General features: G+C 54.5%; 13 protein-coding genes and 1 pseudogene. 10 read left to right on the top strand and 4 right to left on the bottom strand.

Translation table 11 applies throughout. The annotated features are described in order from the left end of the window. Positions 1-9: 9 nt before the first annotated feature. The 10 genes and pseudogenes from EDC54_RS06910 to EDC54_RS06860 all read left to right on the top strand — a co-directional run bounded on the left by EDC54_RS06910 (position 10) and on the right by EDC54_RS06860 (position 8,753). Positions 10-804: a metal-dependent hydrolase gene (locus EDC54_RS06910; RefSeq protein WP_132454577.1), complete on the top strand. Its 795-nt coding sequence runs from the start codon at positions 10-12 to the stop codon at positions 802-804. A 317-nt stretch (positions 805-1,121) separates the two neighbouring features. Continuing rightward, positions 1,122-2,555: a PTS glucose transporter subunit IIBC gene (ptsG, locus tag EDC54_RS06905; RefSeq protein ID WP_132454575.1), complete on the top strand. Its 1,434-nt coding sequence runs from the start codon at positions 1,122-1,124 to the stop codon at positions 2,553-2,555. Positions 2,556-3,007: 452 nt separating this feature from the next. Further along, complete coding sequence (hinT, locus tag EDC54_RS06895) at positions 3,008-3,358, top strand: purine nucleoside phosphoramidase (protein ID WP_132454573.1); 351 nt, start codon at positions 3,008-3,010, stop codon at positions 3,356-3,358. A 43-nt stretch (positions 3,359-3,401) separates the two neighbouring features. Continuing rightward, entirely contained in the window at positions 3,402-3,779 is a 378-nt protein-coding gene (locus tag EDC54_RS06890) for a YcfL family protein (RefSeq protein ID WP_132454571.1), read from the top strand. Between the two features lie 21 nt (positions 3,780-3,800). Next, on the top strand, positions 3,801-4,379 hold the full coding sequence (gene lpoB, locus EDC54_RS06885) for a penicillin-binding protein activator LpoB (RefSeq protein WP_132454569.1): 579 nt from the start codon (positions 3,801-3,803) through the stop codon (positions 4,377-4,379). Continuing rightward, complete coding sequence (gene thiK / locus EDC54_RS06880; protein WP_132454567.1) at positions 4,360-5,223, top strand: thiamine kinase; 864 nt, start codon at positions 4,360-4,362, stop codon at positions 5,221-5,223. The genes lpoB and thiK overlap by 20 nt, the downstream gene beginning before the upstream one ends. A 55-nt stretch (positions 5,224-5,278) precedes the next feature. Next, positions 5,279-5,532, top strand: a pseudogene (locus EDC54_RS18180) (beta-N-acetylhexosaminidase); the annotation flags it as partial. Between the two features lie 32 nt (positions 5,533-5,564). Continuing rightward, a complete protein-coding gene (gene ycfP, locus EDC54_RS06870; RefSeq protein ID WP_132454565.1) occupies positions 5,565-6,107 on the top strand; it encodes an alpha/beta hydrolase YcfP in 543 nt (180 codons plus the stop codon). Positions 6,108-6,454: 347 nt separating this feature from the next. Then, positions 6,455-7,759: an NAD(P)/FAD-dependent oxidoreductase gene (locus EDC54_RS06865; protein WP_132454563.1), complete on the top strand. Its 1,305-nt coding sequence runs from the start codon at positions 6,455-6,457 to the stop codon at positions 7,757-7,759. A gap of 454 nt (positions 7,760-8,213) precedes the next feature. Further along, positions 8,214-8,753: a glycine zipper 2TM domain-containing protein gene (locus tag EDC54_RS06860; protein WP_132454561.1), complete on the top strand. Its 540-nt coding sequence runs from the start codon at positions 8,214-8,216 to the stop codon at positions 8,751-8,753. A 172-nt stretch (positions 8,754-8,925) separates the two neighbouring features. Here EDC54_RS06860 and yegD read toward each other — a convergent pair whose 3' ends face one another. The 4 genes from yegD to mfd all read right to left on the bottom strand — a co-directional run bounded on the left by yegD (position 8,926) and on the right by mfd (position 16,091). Continuing rightward, complete coding sequence (gene yegD / locus EDC54_RS06855; protein WP_132455128.1) at positions 8,926-10,278, bottom strand: molecular chaperone; 1,353 nt, start codon at positions 10,276-10,278, stop codon at positions 8,926-8,928. A gap of 209 nt (positions 10,279-10,487) precedes the next feature. Then, positions 10,488-10,982, bottom strand: coding sequence for a hypothetical protein (locus EDC54_RS06850; RefSeq protein ID WP_132454559.1), 495 nt, complete (start codon positions 10,980-10,982; stop codon positions 10,488-10,490). 76 nt (positions 10,983-11,058) lie between these two features. Further along, positions 11,059-12,507 carry an alkaline phosphatase gene (locus tag EDC54_RS06845; RefSeq protein ID WP_132454557.1) on the bottom strand — a complete coding sequence of 483 codons (1,449 nt, stop codon included), beginning with the start codon at positions 12,505-12,507 and terminating at the stop codon, positions 11,059-11,061. A 131-nt stretch (positions 12,508-12,638) separates the two neighbouring features. Next, a complete protein-coding gene (gene mfd, locus EDC54_RS06840; RefSeq protein WP_196238440.1) occupies positions 12,639-16,091 on the bottom strand; it encodes a transcription-repair coupling factor in 3,453 nt (1,150 codons plus the stop codon). Positions 16,092-16,219 lie beyond the last annotated feature (128 nt).

Genomic DNA, 16,219 nt, shown 5'->3' with positions numbered 1-16,219 from the left:
GTAAATATCATGTTGTTAGTGGATTCCCACTGTCATCTTGACGGTCTGGACTATCAGTCATTACATAAAGACGTGTCTGATGTGCTGGAGAAGGCGAAACGCCGCGATGTCGGTTTTTTTCTGGCTGTGGCGACCACGCTACCCGGCTACCGGGCGATGGTGGATTTGATTGGCGAACGTGACAACGTCGTGTTTTCCTGTGGCGTCCACCCGCTGCATCAGGACGAGCCTTATGACTATGCCGAGCTGCGTGAATTAGCCCGTTCCAGTCGCGTTGTGGCGATGGGGGAGACGGGGCTGGATTATTTCTATCAACAGGAAACGAAACCCCAACAGCAGGCATCTTTTCGTGAACATATTCGCATTGGCAATACGCTGAACAAGCCGATTATTGTGCATACGCGCTCGGCCCGTGAGGATACGCTGGCGATCCTGCGGGAAGAGCAGGCAGAGAAATGCGGGGGAGTTCTGCACTGTTTTACGGAGGATTTAGCCACGGCAAAAGTCCTGTTGGATCTGGGATTTTATATTTCTTTTTCTGGGATCGTGACGTTTAAGAACGCCGAAGCATTGCGTGACGTGGCGCGCTATGTGCCGCTGGACCGTATGCTTATTGAAACGGATTCCCCTTGGTTGGCTCCCGTGCCGTTTCGCGGACAGGAAAATCAGCCTGCGTATGTCCGTGATGTTGCAGAATATCTTTCTGTTCTGAAGGGGATCTCGCTGGATGTGTTAGCGGCCGCCACGACGGAAAACTTCTCCCGTTTATTCCACATTGATAGGCTTCGGTTGACCACTGGCTAATCGTGGCTGAGAATAACCGAGTTTTTTTTATCTGTGTAATTAATGACGTTTCATTACCCCCTTTGAAGAGGATTTTTCTCTGCGAGGGGGGATGTTTTTCAGCGACATATCACAAAAAAGTACAATACTTGTTCGATCCTGGCCCGTTGGCTAATGGAAACGTGATAGCAGTCAAACATTGTGAAAGTGATTTATTTTACTCTGCGTAAAAATTAAAGGGGGCTAAGACCCCTCAGCGCACAAAGGCCATCCTCCCTGCCTTTGCCTATATGAAGTATCAGAAGTAAAAGCACTATTACTCAGGAGCACACTCAATTATGTTCAAAAATGCATTCGCAAACCTGCAGAAAGTAGGTAAGTCGCTAATGCTGCCCGTATCCGTACTGCCTATCGCAGGTATCCTGTTGGGCGTCGGTTCGGCCAATTTTAGCTGGTTGCCAGAAATTGTCTCCAGCGTCATGGCGCAGGCCGGTGATTCGGTATTTGCTAACATGCCGCTGATTTTCGCCATCGGGGTCGCTCTGGGCTTCACCAATAACGACGGTGTTTCCGCGCTGGCGGCGGTGGTGGCCTACGGCATTATGGTGAAAACCATGGCGGCGATTGCGCCGCTGGTTCTGGGCTTGCCAGCTGCCGAGATTGCCGAAAAGCATCTGGCGGATACCGGGGTATTGGGGGGGATCATTGCGGGTGCGATTGCCGCATATATGTTCAACCGCTTCTACCGCATCCAATTGCCTGAATATCTGGGCTTCTTTGCCGGTAAACGCTTTGTGCCGATTATTTCCGGTCTGACCGCGATTGTTACGGGTGCGGTGCTATCGTTTATATGGCCGCCCGTCGGTAGCGCGATTCAAACGTTTTCACATTGGGCTGCGAATGAGAATCCGATGTTAGCATTCGGTATTTATGGGGTCGTTGAACGTTCCCTGGTGCCGTTTGGTTTGCACCATATCTGGAACGTGCCTTTCCAAATGCAGGTTGGCGAGTTCACCAATGCGGCTGGACAGGTTTTCCATGGCGATATCCCACGTTACATTGCCGGTGACCCGACTGCGGGGAAACTGTCCGGCGGATTCCTGTTTAAAATGTACGGCCTGCCTGCGGCGGCGATTGCCATCTGGCATTCGGCTAAACCAGAGAACCGCGCGAAAGTGGGCGGTATCATGATCTCTGCGGCGCTGACCTCGTTCCTGACGGGGATCACCGAGCCAATCGAATTCTCATTCATGTTTGTTGCGCCGATCCTGTATGTCATCCATGCGATTCTGGCCGGTCTGGCGTTCCCAATCTGTATCCTGTTGGGAATGCGTGATGGTACCAGCTTCTCACACGGGCTAATCGACTTCGTGGTACTGAGCGGCAACGGCAGCAAGCTGTGGTTATTCCCGATTGTCGGCCTGTGCTATGCGCTGGTTTACTATACCTTGTTCCGCATATTGATCGCGAAGCTGAACCTGAAAACGCCGGGACGCGAAGATAGCGCAGGCGAGAAAAATTCACAGGACAGCACTGAAATGGCCGCTGCGCTGGTTAGCGCATTTGGCGGCAAGGAAAACATCACCAACCTCGATGCCTGCATCACGCGTCTGCGCGTTAGCGTAGGGGATGTGTCCAAAGTCGATCAGGCCGGCCTGAAAGAGCTGGGCGCAGCGGGTGTGGTTGTCGCGGGCTCTGGCGTTCAGGCTATTTTCGGGACCAAATCCGATAATCTGAAAACGGACATGGACGACTACATCCGTAATCACTGATGGGTTGTCGGGGAGTTGCAGAAAGGGGCGAAAGCCCCTTTTTTTATGGCGGGGAACAAGCCGCTTACGGGCTAATACCGGCCAGACGATGAGCGCTTTCTCTGAATCCCGTGAGCGCGTCTGTGAAGCCTGTTGCTCCCGGTCGATAAATCGCCCGTGCAGTAATGGCGCGGTAAATAATAGCCAGAGAGGATTACGCTCGGAAGGATGTGCGCCGACGCTGAAAAGCGGATTTACCGGTTCATATTTCAATGGACGGTGTGCAATCCTTATCGCCGCGATGATGGTCAGGCTGTTTCGGGATAACGCTGGCGTACTTCTGGTTTTTTCTGCGTGTCGTATTTTGACCAGCCGCGCCAGAAATAGACGAAGAAGGTTGAAAGAAATGGAATATGTCACTCATACTGCCTATATCGCTTTGTACAATGTCTGTTTTAACAAGGAAATCGCTCATGGCTGAAGAAACCATTTTTAGTAAGATTATCCGCCGGGAAATTCCTGCCGATATCGTTTATCAGGATGAACTGGTCACCGCTTTCCGTGACATCGCACCGCGCACGCCAACCCATATTCTGATTATCCCGAATGTCTTGATTCCTACTGTTAACGATACGGCGCCGGAACATGAAGCGGCGCTGGGCCGTATGGTGACGGTCGCAGCGAAGATTGCCCGGCAGGAAGGGATCGCGGACGATGGGTATCGGTTGATTATCAACTGTAATCGACACGGCGGTCAGGAAGTTTATCACATCCACATGCATCTTCTGGGGGGCCGGGCGTTAGGGCCTCTGCTGGCAAATTAGGCGATATCATGATGCCAGATAACCATTTTCAGATGAGAAAGCCATGCGTAATCCGACGTTTATCTCAGCGTGCCTGATCGCTGGGTTTCTGGCGGGCTGTAGTGCGCCAAAGGTGATGAGCATCAACGATCGGCAAACACTGATACTTGATGCATCGGTGCTGTCTGCCGGTATTATCGCCGGCAATCCCTCATTGGATGCAGAAAATGGTCTGCCGCGCGCGTCTTCCATCGTGAGCAACGATGCCTCACACGCGGTGACCCTACATTATCGTTTCTATTGGTATGATGAAAACGGGCTGGATGTCTTGCCGTTTGAAGAGGTGCAAACCCTCGATATCCCGCCTCAGACGGAAGTGAAAATATTTTCAATGCGCAGTCGTCCTAACGCGCGTCAGGTCCGTCTTCATCTGTTTTTATAATGCTGTGTTGAGAGCGTAAACATGAAAAAGTATCTAGGGGTGATACTGGCGGCACTGGTGCTGACCGGGTGTCCCAGCCACCCGCCGGAACCGACTGAGCCTGCAACTATCGAACCCGTGGAACCTGAGGCGCCGTCTCAGCCTGCGCCGCCACCGGGAGAGGCCGTTCCTCAGCCTCCGAAAATCCAGACGCTGAATTGGGAAGCCAGTATCAACCCGATGGTGACGCAGATGCTGAAAGCCGATGGCGTCACGCCGGGCAGCATACTGCTGGTGGATAGCGTGAAGAACAACACCAATGGTTCACTGCCGATGTCGAAAGCGACAGGTGCGCTGTACAACGCATTGTCTTCCGCTAAGGCGTTCACACTGGTGCCGCGCGAGCAACTGGCTGCGGCGAAGCAGACGCTGGGGCTATCGGTTGATGACAGTCTGGGGTCGCGAAGCAAGGCCATTGGTCTGGCGCGCTACGTCAGCGCACAGTATGTGCTGTATAGCGATGTCAGCGGGGATGTGAAATCACCGCAGTTGGATATGCAATTGATGCTGGTACAGACCGGCGAAATTGTGTGGTCAGGCAATGGCGCCGTTCAGCGCTAGGCCTGAGGGCACCCGACAGCCGCTGATGACGGCGCTCCAGAAGCACTTTCCGGCGTTGGACATAGCGGATATTCGCGTTGAACCGGTAAGCGGGCTAAGCAGTAAAAGCTGGCGTATCCGCAGTGCGGGCATCGACTGGCTTGCCCGCGAACAGCCGTTAGCCGAGCGACAGCTCGGCGTCGATCGCCAAAGGGAGTTTGCTCTGCTACGCCAGATGTCTGCGGCGGGGTTGGCGCCGCGGCCTTTGCTGTGGCGCGATGGTTGGTTAATCGTCGAATGGGTGCCGGGGCGAAGCGCGACGCCTGATGAATTCCTGATGATGCTGGCTAACGGAGAAATCGCGCGTATGCTGTCTCAACTGCATAGCCTGCCGCGCTGCGGCTATACGCTCGATCTTAAAGCGTTACTCTCCCGGCATTGGCAAAGGATGGATCCGTGCCGTCGTTCACCCGCCTTGCTGCGTGCCCACCATTATTTTCAACGCACCGCGCTACCCAAGCCTTTGGCACTGTCTCCTCTGCATCTGGATGTGCACGCGGAGAATGTGTTGCTTGTACCGCAGGGAACAAAGCTGATTGATTGGGAATACGCCGTCGATGGTGATATCGCCTTTGAGCTGGCATTCATCATACGCGCCAGTCAGATGGAAAGTCGGGCGCAAACGCGTTTCCTACAGGACTACCAGCGATGTCGGCGAGCGTTTTCCATAAGCAGTCTTCAGCAACGGGTGACGCAGTGGTTTCCCTGGGTGGATTATCTGGTATTGATGTGGTGTGAAGTGCGTTGGCACCAGACGAGGGATCCTGAGTTTTTAGCGTCGATTCCCGCACTGCGCCGCCAGTGACGGCTGGCGAGAGCGTCTTATCGTGGTTATGGATCGGCAAAGTACGCGCAGCGCGGGGCGTTTTGGGGAACGCGCACTGGCCGCGATACAGGCAGGACGCGACACGATTCTGGTGGGCAATCGTCGGGAAGGGCGGCCAGCGTGCTGGATAACCTGTCCCTGGTCAAAGCAGAACGATTGACACGTTTATATCATCAAGGTTCGTTTTCTCGTCGGGAACCGTTGAGCTCGCCGCGCTGGCAGCCGCCGCATCAGGCGCTTTCGTCACTGAGCGAGTGTTGGGAGACGCGCAAAAACGGCGAGAAATAGACAACCAGTAGTCGTAGCAGTGAGGGTAAAAGATGATTATCTATTTACATGGTTTTGACTCGAACAGTCCCGGCAACCATGAAAAAGTCTTGCAGCTTCAGTTTATTGATGACGATGTCAGACTCATTAGCTATAGCACGCTGCATCCGCGTCATGACATGCAGCACCTGTTAAAGCAGGTGGATAAGCTGATTCAGCATTCGGATGACGAGCGCCCGCTGATTTGCGGCGTGGGATTGGGGGGATTTTGGGCCGAACGGGTCGGCTTTCTGTGCGATATCCGGCAGGCCATTTTTAATCCGAACCTTTTCCCGCAGGAAAACATGAAGGGGAAAATTAATCGCCCGGAAGAGTATCTGGATATTGCGACGAAATGCGTCGCGAATTTTCGCGAAAAAAATCGCGATCGCTGTCTGACCATCCTATCCCGGCAGGATGAAATGCTCGACAGCCAGCGTAGCGCGCAGGTGCTGGGTGCGTATTACGAGATTGTCTGGGATGACATCCAAACGCATAAATTCAAAAATATCTCTCCCCATTTGCAACGGATAAAAGCCTTTAAGACGCTGGGCTGATGTACCGTTAACATTTTGGCATGAGTGCTCCCGTTTTTCCTTCTGATATGTCTGTTCGACGCTATCAGAAGGAATCACGCCGTTTGTTCTCTTTTCCTGCGATTCACGCCGCTGCTTGCTTTCTCTCTTCGTTAGCCTCTGGTAATTAACTGAAATAAAAATGGAATTCCCCTCCTAAAAATCCACGTGGCGAAATAAATTGATATATATCAATTTTGGTATGACCAACTAACCTGACGTGCTATTCTTGCAGCAGAGAACAGGCTTAACTTACGCGAACCCTATGTTATATAAGGATATTATTTTTACTCTTTATTAACTATTGGTTCACATTTTAGGGGGTCATTTTGCCATCACCAACCAAAAAAATCGTTATTGTCGGCGGGGGAGCCGGTGGACTTGAACTGGCAACCAGTTTGGGCCATAAATTAGGGCGCAAGAAAAAAGCGGATATCACGCTGGTGGATCGTAACCATAGCCATCTGTGGAAGCCGTTGCTGCATGAAGTGGCGACGGGCTCGCTGGACGATGATATGGACGCGCTGAGCTATCTGGCGCACGCCCGTAATCACTATTTCCAGTTTCAGTTGGGAATGCTGACGGATATCGATCGAGAGCAGCAGCAGATTCAACTGGCTGAAATCTGCGATGAGCACGGCGAAGTGCTGGTTGCGGCGCGCCGGATCCCGTATGACATTCTGGTGGTGGCGCTGGGCAGTACCTCAAATGATTTTGGTACGCCGGGCGTGAAAGATCACTGCATCTTCCTGGATAACCCGAAACAGGCGCGTCGCTTCCATAACGAGATGCTGAATCTGTTCCTGAAATTCACGGCAAATAAGGAAGAGAAAGAGCGCGTCAACATTGCCATTGTGGGTGGTGGCGCAACCGGCGTCGAGCTGTCTGCTGAGCTGCATAACGCGGTGAAGCAACTGCACAGTTATGGTTTTGACGGGCTGGATAATGAAACGCTGAATGTCACGCTGGTGGAAGCGGGCGAACGTATTTTGCCTGCGCTGCCGCCGCGCATTTCCGCTGCCGCCCATCAGGAGTTGACCAACATTGGCGTTCGCGTGCTGACGAAAACCATGGTAACCAGTGCGGAACGCGGCGGCCTGAATACGAAAGACGGTGAGTTTATTGACGCCGACCTGATGGTTTGGGCGGCGGGGATCAAAGCGCCGGATGCAATGAAAGACATTGCGGGTCTGGAGACGAACCGGATTAACCAACTGGTTGTTGAACCGACGTTGCAGACTACTCGCGATCCGAATATCTTCGCGATTGGCGACTGTTCATCCTGTCCGCAGGAAGGCGGTGGTTTTGTGCCGCCGCGCGCGCAGGCGGCTCACCAGATGGCGTCACGTTGCCACAGTAATATTATTGCTTTACTCAACGGGCAAGCGCTTAAGCCTTATGTCTACAAAGATCATGGCTCTTTGGTTTCACTGTCGAAGTTCAGTACGGTGGGAAGCCTGATGGGAAACCTGATGCGGGGATCGGTCATGGTCGAAGGACGTATCGCACGCTTCGTTTATATCTCCCTATATCGCATACATCAGATCGCGTTGCATGGCTACATTAAAACCGGGCTGATGATGCTGGTCGGTGGGATCAACCGGGTGATTCGCCCGCGTCTGAAGTTGCATTAATCCCAACGCGGATACCGTTATCAACACGGGCGTGAGTGTGCTTTCATGCCCGTATTTTTATGTATCGTCCATCATCTGATGCTTGTCTGATATCCTCCCGTTTCGTCACACCATCAACACCGCGTTATGACTCGTCCGCAGCGCTGCCACCCCACTGTTTTTACAGTATAAAATATCGTCTTATTGGCGATTCCAGTTAAGAAAATTCTCAAATGGCGGTTTTGTGTTATGAATCTGACACTTTTGGTTAATTAGTCTTATTGCGAGAGTTTGAAACATTGTGCAGACTTTCCACTGTTTACAGATGACGTAGCACGCACGTCGAAAATTCTGAATGCTGATATTCAGGAGGTCTCATCGGATTCATCGCGTTAAACGCGAGCGGGCCGTAAAGTGAACTTTACGCCAGAGTTGCAGATGGGAAATGCGTGAGAATAGATTCGGGAGGTATCCTGTGAACAAATCAATGTTAGCGGGTGTAGGTATTGGTGTGGCTGCTGCATTGGGTGTGGCGGCGGTGGCGAGTATGGATGTGTTCTCCTCTAAACCTCAATTTGCACAGGTGCTGACGGCAACACCAATCAAAGAAACGGTAAAAACGCCTCGGCAGGAGTGCCGTAACGTCACGGTGACGCATCGCCGTCCGGTACAGGATGAACATCAGATTGCCGGGTCGGTACTGGGTGCCGTGGCAGGGGGCGTTCTGGGGCATCAGTTTGGCGGCGGACGCGGTAAAGACGTCGCGACGGTAGCGGGCGCGCTGGCAGGCGGCTACGCCGGTAACCGCGTACAAAGCGGCATGCAGGAAAATGATACGTACACCACGCAGCAACAGCGCTGCCAGACGGTGTACGACAAATCACAAAAAGTGCTGGGTTATGATGTCACCTATAAAATCGGCGACCAGCAGGGCAAAATCCGTATGGATCGCGATCCGGGCACACAAATTCCAGTGGACAAAAATGGTCAGTTGATCCTGAATCAGCAGAGTTAATTGATCTGATATCGACGCTTTAGCGCTGACACCTTGTTTGCAAACCGCGAGACACCTGAAGATGTGTGCTCGCGGTTTTTTTATGGTCAGCCACTGGTTCTGAAACAGGCTTCCGCCCCCTGAGCCAAGTGCGATACCCATCGTCAACACGCCAAGATACCGCACAGGGAGCTTAACGGCGAAAGAGAATTTCCGCCCAGCGCGCCAGTCCGGCGGTCACGGAACCAAAATCGTTGCCGCTGGCGATAGGAATATCGGGAAGCAATTGCTGAATGGCCTGACGCAACAGGGGCGAGCGTGCGCTACCGCCGGTCAGGTAGATGACATCCGGTCGGGTCTGACTAGTTTCTAATGCCAGCGTCACCTGCTGCTGAATGCGCGTGAGCGGATTGTCGAGCGCGGCATTGAGTTCATCAACATGAATCGAGGTTGTCAGGCCCGGTTCGATAAAGTGCAAGTCCGCCGCCGTTTCCGGCTGACTGGAAAGCGCAATTTTGCTCTCTTCCGCCAGCTGAATCAGGCGGTAGCTCAGGCGCTGTTGCCACACGGTCAACAGTCTTTTCACCAATTCAGGCTGGCGCGCATCGCGGATCATCTCGTTGATTAACGTGCGGCTGTCACGGCTATGGAACGCTTTCTGCGCCGGAATATCGTTAATCGCGACCGCATTCCACCAGGTCATGATCGGCAGAGCGATGCCATTTTCCGTTTCGCTGTTCATACCCAACAGCGGCATCAGCTGTTTGAACGCAAGCATGATATCCAGATCGTTACCACCGACGCGGCAGCCGCTGTGCCCTAACAGACTTTGTGTCCGTTCACGCTGCCGATGCCACGTGGGCCCCATCAGCAGCATGGAGCAGTCGGTGGTTCCGCCGCCGATATCCACGACCAAGACGCGGGTTTCTTCCGTCAGCGTGGATTCGAAATCCAGCCCGGCTGCCACGGGTTCGAACTGAAAAACGACGTCGTCAAATCCGGCGCGGTGCGCGGCACGATCCAAAATCCCTTGCGCCTGCTGGTTGGCTTCTTCGCCGCCGATGCGCTGAAAGTTGATCGGACGACCGATGACGGCCTGACGAATAGGCTGGCCCAACTGGCTTTCCGCCTGTATGCGGATATGCAGCATCATGGCGCAGACCAGATCTTCGAACAGCGCAATCTGCTGCGCCTTCAGCCCGACGGCGCCGAGGAAGGACTTCGGCGACTTAACGAACCATGTCTCTTCCGGATCATCCATATAGTGACGTAACGCATCGCGTCCGAATTTCACACTGTCAGGTTGTACGCGAATATCTTCCTCACGGTTGTTGCTGATGGCGCGTTTTAGCAACAGCGCATTCTCGCCCTCGGCATTGACCTGATGGTGGCGCCATAACCATTCGCTGACTACTTCGCGCACGGGGGCGCAGAGCAGAGAGGAAAGATAAGGCGAACCGTTTTCCAGCGACAGGAGCCGTGGCGTACCGGCATCCATCACTGCTACGGAACAGTTGGCGGTGCCATAGTCAAAACCGATAAACATAGTAAGACCCCATGCCATAAAAAATTTCCGGGAGACAGGCTTAACGTCGCCGGGAAGGGGAACCGCCAGAGAGGGCGGGCCATAAAAGGCTGGCGACTTTACTGCGTTCCGGCAGGGCTTGTAAAGGGAGATGCGCGATGGACATCACATCGGGCAGCGAGCTGCCCGATCATCGCCTTAAACAGGGTTACGCGTTTCGCAAGGTGGCCTTAGGGGCGATTGATGATGACAATATCAGGGATTGGCGGCAGGCCCGGTAGAATGAGGGTGACACGCTCGACCGTTGCCGGCGGGGCCACAAACAGTCCTTGCCAACTACCGACGCGGGGATTTTTCTTGCGGTCATAGCTGAAGTTAAGACGTAGCGTTTTCGCTACGGCCGCTTTCCCGGCGGCGCTCAGCGGCCAGCGTTGCCCCTCCGCTTCAAGATAGACGTCATTCTCTATCCGCTCTGAGGATAAATCGTCATAGATGATTTCGCCGCCGAACGTGTCGGCTACCGTTTCAAAGCGTAAGTCGATTTTCAACTGGTCGCCTTGACGAACCGCACGGATCACCTGTGCTTCGGCCTGATCGCTGGCCGTCATCACGTGTGGTTTTTCGGCGGCGTGGACGGTAAACAGAGATGAGAGCAGCGCTGAACACAGCAGCAGGGGAAGAAGCGTCCAGCGCGGCCGGGAAAGTGTCGGTTTTTGCGTCAACATGAATGAATACGTTCTCTTATACGGGATTAGCATTGGCTGTGCAGGGGGTAAGCCCCGCACAGCCTCATGTGATGGCTTACTTAGCCTGTGGGGTGGCAATGCCGAATGCGTTCGCAACCGTGCGGAAAATATCGGTGTTATCGACGAAGTGCTGGCTCTCTTCCGGCACATGGTAAGTCGCTAGACCGGGATTAGGCTTGGCCACGTTGGTCAGGAAGTCCGCGCCCGGGCCTTTGGCGTATACCGGCACCAGTTCGCGCGTGTGGGTATCGGTGTGCCAGCGTACCAGCGGCAGTGCGCCAGCCCCCTGATTCACAATGTCAGAGTAGGCGTGAGTATTCGAGTCAGGGCCTTGCAGAAGACCATTCCCATGGTCGGTGGTCACAATCACCAGCGTTTCATCCCACGAGCTGTTTTCTTCCACCCAGTTGGCGACGGCTTCAACCGCCAGGTTAAAATCGATTTGTTCTTCTATTAAGCGCGGCAGGTTATTGGCATGAGCCGCCCAGTCTACCGCGCCACCTTCTACCATCAGCAGGAATCCGTTCGGATTCTTCGCGACCAGATTCAGGGCGCCTTTGGTCATGGTGGCAAGGTCGGGTTGATTAGGAAGCAGGTTGCCTGCGCTGACGCCATCGCGGTTGAACTGTAACGTCGCGTTGTTTTGCACCGTCCCCATCAGCTTGCTTTTATTGCCCATGTTCAGCTTACCGTCAGCCAGCGCGATGAAATCCGCTTTCGTCTCGATATGTTTGTAGGCGGTTTTGCCCGCGATCAGACGGTCCCATTCTTCTTTACCGCCGACATAGCGATAGGCTTTGTCGTTTTTAGGTTTAATGGCCTGACCATTTTGGTCGTAGAACGGATGTCCTGATCCCATGACTACCGTGGCCAGCCCCGATTCGATAATCTCTTTACCAATGGCGGCATAGTCGTTTCGGCTGGCATTGTGCGCCAGAAAACCGGCTGGCGTGGCATGGCTCCACTGAACGGAGGTGATGACGCCTAATGCCTTGCCATTTTCTACCGCGTACTCGCCAATGTGTTTCAGTTTTTGATTGTCATTAGACCAGTTGATCGCGTTGTTATAGGTTTTATGGCCTGATGCCAGAGCAGTCGCAGCGGCGGCGCTGTCGGTGTAGTCGGCGCGCAGATAGTCATAGCCGGAAAAATAGCCGGGATAGTTACCCAGACTGCCCTTGAAAACGCTGTCCGACTTATCCTTTCCCCATATTTTTTCAGCATCGAACGTGACGGCGCCGTCCTGCGAATGGGTCGGGACATTCGACGTGTTAAGCGGATGCGTAGAGGCGAACAGCTTGATGTCGAAATCATCGTAGACTTCATGGCCTAACGCCCCGTGACGATAATAGCTGGCGGCATGCCAGGTATTGATGCCCGCGCCGTCAGAGATCAGCAGGATGACGTTTTTTGCCTTGTTCGGTGAGGCATCTTGCGCGACGGCCTGAGTCGCCAGCGGGACGCTGAGTGAAAAAACCAACAGGGCAGAGGAAGAGATACGCATGGGGATAATCCTTTGTAGTGAAATATTACAATCAGAAAGATCCCCGACACGTTACTTTATACGCATGACGTTTTTGTTACAGGAATAAGAAGGCTATGTTATATCATAACATGCCTTCCCTTGCGCCATTCTCAGGCCGCCAGCGTGTGCTGCGCCATGTTCTCCAGCAGTGACGCGATGAATTCAATGCGCTGTGGGCGATCGCTCAAATCCTTCATGAATTTCAAGCGGGTCGGACCATCAAGACGGTAGGTCGCCGGGTCGCGTTGTAACAGGCCGATGAGGTGGGACGGATCGACGCGGTTCTGCTCGCTGAATTCGATAAATCCTCCTTTTTCGTTTCCTTCAATACGACGAATACCCAGCGCCTGCGCCTGCTGGCGCAGCGCGGCAATCTGCAACAGATAGCGGCTTGCATCGGGAAGCAGGCCAAAGCGATCGATCAACTCGACCTTCAGCTCGTCCAGCTCGACACGGGTTTTCGCGCTGGCGATGCGTTTGTACAGCGACAGGCGCGTATTGACGTCGGGAATAAAATCGTCGGGTAGCAGGGCGGGTAAACGCAGTTCGACGTCGGTCTGGCTGTTGATGAGATCTTCCAGCGACGGTTCCCGGCCAGCCTTCAGCGCATCGACGGCGCTCTCCAGCAGCTCCATATACAGCGAGAATCCGATGCTGGTCATTTGTCCGCTCTGGTCTTCTCCAAGCAGTTCGCCTGCGCCGCGGATTTCCAGATCGTGTGTTGCCAGCGCGAAGCCCGCACCCAGGTCTTCCAGCGAAGCGATCGCCTCCAGACGCTTCTGCGCATCGGTGCTCATCGCTTTGGGATTCGGCGTTAGCAGGTAGGCGTAAGCCTGATGGTGAGAACGCCCGACGCGGCCGCGCAACTGGTGAAGCTGTGCCAGTCCGAAGTGGTCGGCACGCTCAATAATGATGGTGTTGGCGCTCGGGATGTCGATGCCGGTTTCGATGATGGTGGTACACACCAGCACGTTGAAGCGCTGATGATGGAAATCATTCATGACCCGTTCCAGCTCACGTTCGCGCATCTGACCATGACCGATAGCGATGCGTGCTTCCGGCACCAGCTCCGCCAGCCGCTGGGTGGCTTTCTCGATATTCTCGACATCGTTATAGAGGTAATACACCTGTCCGCCGCGCAGAATTTCGCGCAGGATGGCTTCGCGCACCACCAGATTGTCGTATTCGCGCACGAACGTTTTCACCGCTAAACGACGGGCGGGGGGGGTGGCGATGATCGACAGATCGCGCATCCCGCTCATTGCCATGTTGAGGGTACGCGGGATCGGCGTGGCGGTGAGCGTCAGGATATCTACGTTTGCCCGCATCGCTTTGATGCGCTCTTTGTGACGCACGCCGAAGCGGTGCTCTTCGTCCACAATCAGCAACCCTAAGTCGCGCCAGCGCACGTCGCTCTGTAGCAGCTTATGGGTGCCGATCAGAATATCGACTTTGCCTTCCTGCGTTTCCTCCAGCACCTGCGTTTGTTCGCGCGCGCTGCGGAAACGGGAGATCATTTCAATCTTCACCGGCCAGTTGGCGAAGCGATCGCGAAAGTTGTCAAAATGCTGTTGCGCCAGTAGCGTCGTCGGCACCAGCACGGCAACCTGCTTATGGTTTTCAACCGCCAGAAACGCGGCGCGCATCGCCACCTCGGTTTTACCAAAGCCGACGTCGCCACACACCAGACGATCCATCGCCAGCGGCTGACACATGTCGCTCAGCACGGCGTTGATGGCCTGCGCCTGATCGGGGGTGGTTTCGAAGGGAAAACTCTCGCAGAAAAGCTGGTACTGCGTTTTGTCGTGTTTGAAGGCAAAACCGCTTTTTGCCGCGCGCTGGGCGTAAATATCCAGCAGCTCGGCGGCCACGTCGCGCACGCGTTCCGCCGCTTTTTGCCGCGCGCGCGACCACGCATCGCCGCCCAGTTTATGCAACGGCGCGTTCTCATCGGCGCCGCCCGCGTAGCGGCTGATTAAATGCAGCGAGGAGACGGGAACGTACAGTTTGTCTTCGCCTGCATAGGTTAAAATCAGGTATTCGGCCTTGATGCCGCCCGCTTCCAGCGTGGTCAGCCCGGCATAGCGACCCACGCCGTGTTCGAGATGGACGACAGGCTGCCCCGGCCGTAGTTCCGCCAGATTGCGGATCAGCGTATCGGTGTTGATCGTGCGACGATTATCCTGACGCCGACGGCTGACGCGCTCGCCCAGCAGATCGCTTTCGCAGATTAAGGCGCGCTGGCGCAGCGTGTCGATAAAGCCGTGTTCGCTGGCGCCGATGATCAGGTATGTGCCACGTTCCTGAGCCTGCTCCAGCGTGTTAATGAGCGTAGGGTTTAACTTCACGCGCGCCAGCAGCTCTTGCAGCGTTTCGCGACGGCCTTCGCTCTCGACGGAGAAAATGACCTGCCCCTCGAACGGTTCGATAAAACGGCGTAGCGCATCCAGCGGGGATTTTTGCTGGTGCTGAATCGCCAGATCCGGCAACGGCAGATAGGCCAGATTCACGTTGGCGGCTTTTTCCGGCAGCGTGTCGGTTCTTAGCTGCACGCGCGGCCACGCTTTCAGTTCGGCGAACAGGCTGTCGACACGCAGCCACAATGATTCGGACGGCAACAACGGGCGCATGGGATCGACGTGGCGACTTTCAAAACGCTGTTGAATATCCTGCCAGAAGCGCTCGGCGCTCTGTTCGATATTGCCCGTATTCACGATCAGTGTGTTGTCCGGGAAGTAGCTGAACAGCGACGGCAATGGTTCATCGAAGAATAGCGGCTGCCAGTATTCGATCCCGGCGGGCCAGACGCTTTTGCTGACCTGTTGGTAAATATGCTCGGCATCGCGTCGGACTTCGAACTGCTCGCGCCACTGGCTGCGGAAAAGTTCAATGGCGGCTTTATCGGTCGGGAATTCGTGCGCGGGCAGCAGGTTAATGTGCGGCACTTCATTCAGCGTGCGCTGAGTGTCGACATCGAACAGGCGCAGGCTGTCGATCTCGTCGTCAAAGAAATCGATACGGTAAGGTTCTTCGCTCCCCATGGGGAACAGGTCTAGCAGCGCGCCGCGCGTGGCGTATTCACCGTGTTCCATGACCTGATCGACGCTGCGGTAGCCCGCTTGCTCCAACTGCGAGCGCAGTTTGTCGCGTGAGAGGCGCTGACCTTTTTTTAGCATCAGCGCATGGCCGTGCAGAAAACTGTGCGGACAGACGCGCTGCATCAACGTGTTGACCGGCAGAATCAGCACGCCCTCCGTCATGTGGGGCAGTTGATAGAGCGTGGCAAGACGGGTTGAAATGATTTCCTGATGGGGAGAAAAACTGTCGTAGGGTAGCGTTTCCCAGTCTGACAGCGTGGTGACATGCTGTTCGGTAAATTGTTGAATTTCATCACGCAAGCGCAAGGCGTTTTGCATATCAGGAGCGATAAGCACCACCAGTCCGGCGTGGCGTTCAACGATCTCTGCACATTCAACGGCGCAGGCCGCGCCGGTTAACTGGCCCAGCAGGCGCTGTTCACCCGCTTTGGATGGCAGCGAATAACGGTAATTTTCAGGCATCATCAAGTTATCTGGTCTCGCCTCCCTGCATCCGGCCAGGAATAAGAAAAAGCCGTAGAGTGAGGGCGTTAGGGTTCCATAAAGCAGTACTACCCTTTATTATCCTTGATCACTTTGCTTTGGCAACCTTA

The organism is Samsonia erythrinae (assembly GCF_004342665.1).
GTDB lineage: Bacteria > Pseudomonadota > Gammaproteobacteria > Enterobacterales > Enterobacteriaceae > Samsonia > Samsonia erythrinae.
The sequence above is the reverse complement of the archived record's forward strand: the minus strand, read 5'-3'. Positions and strand labels throughout refer to the sequence as shown.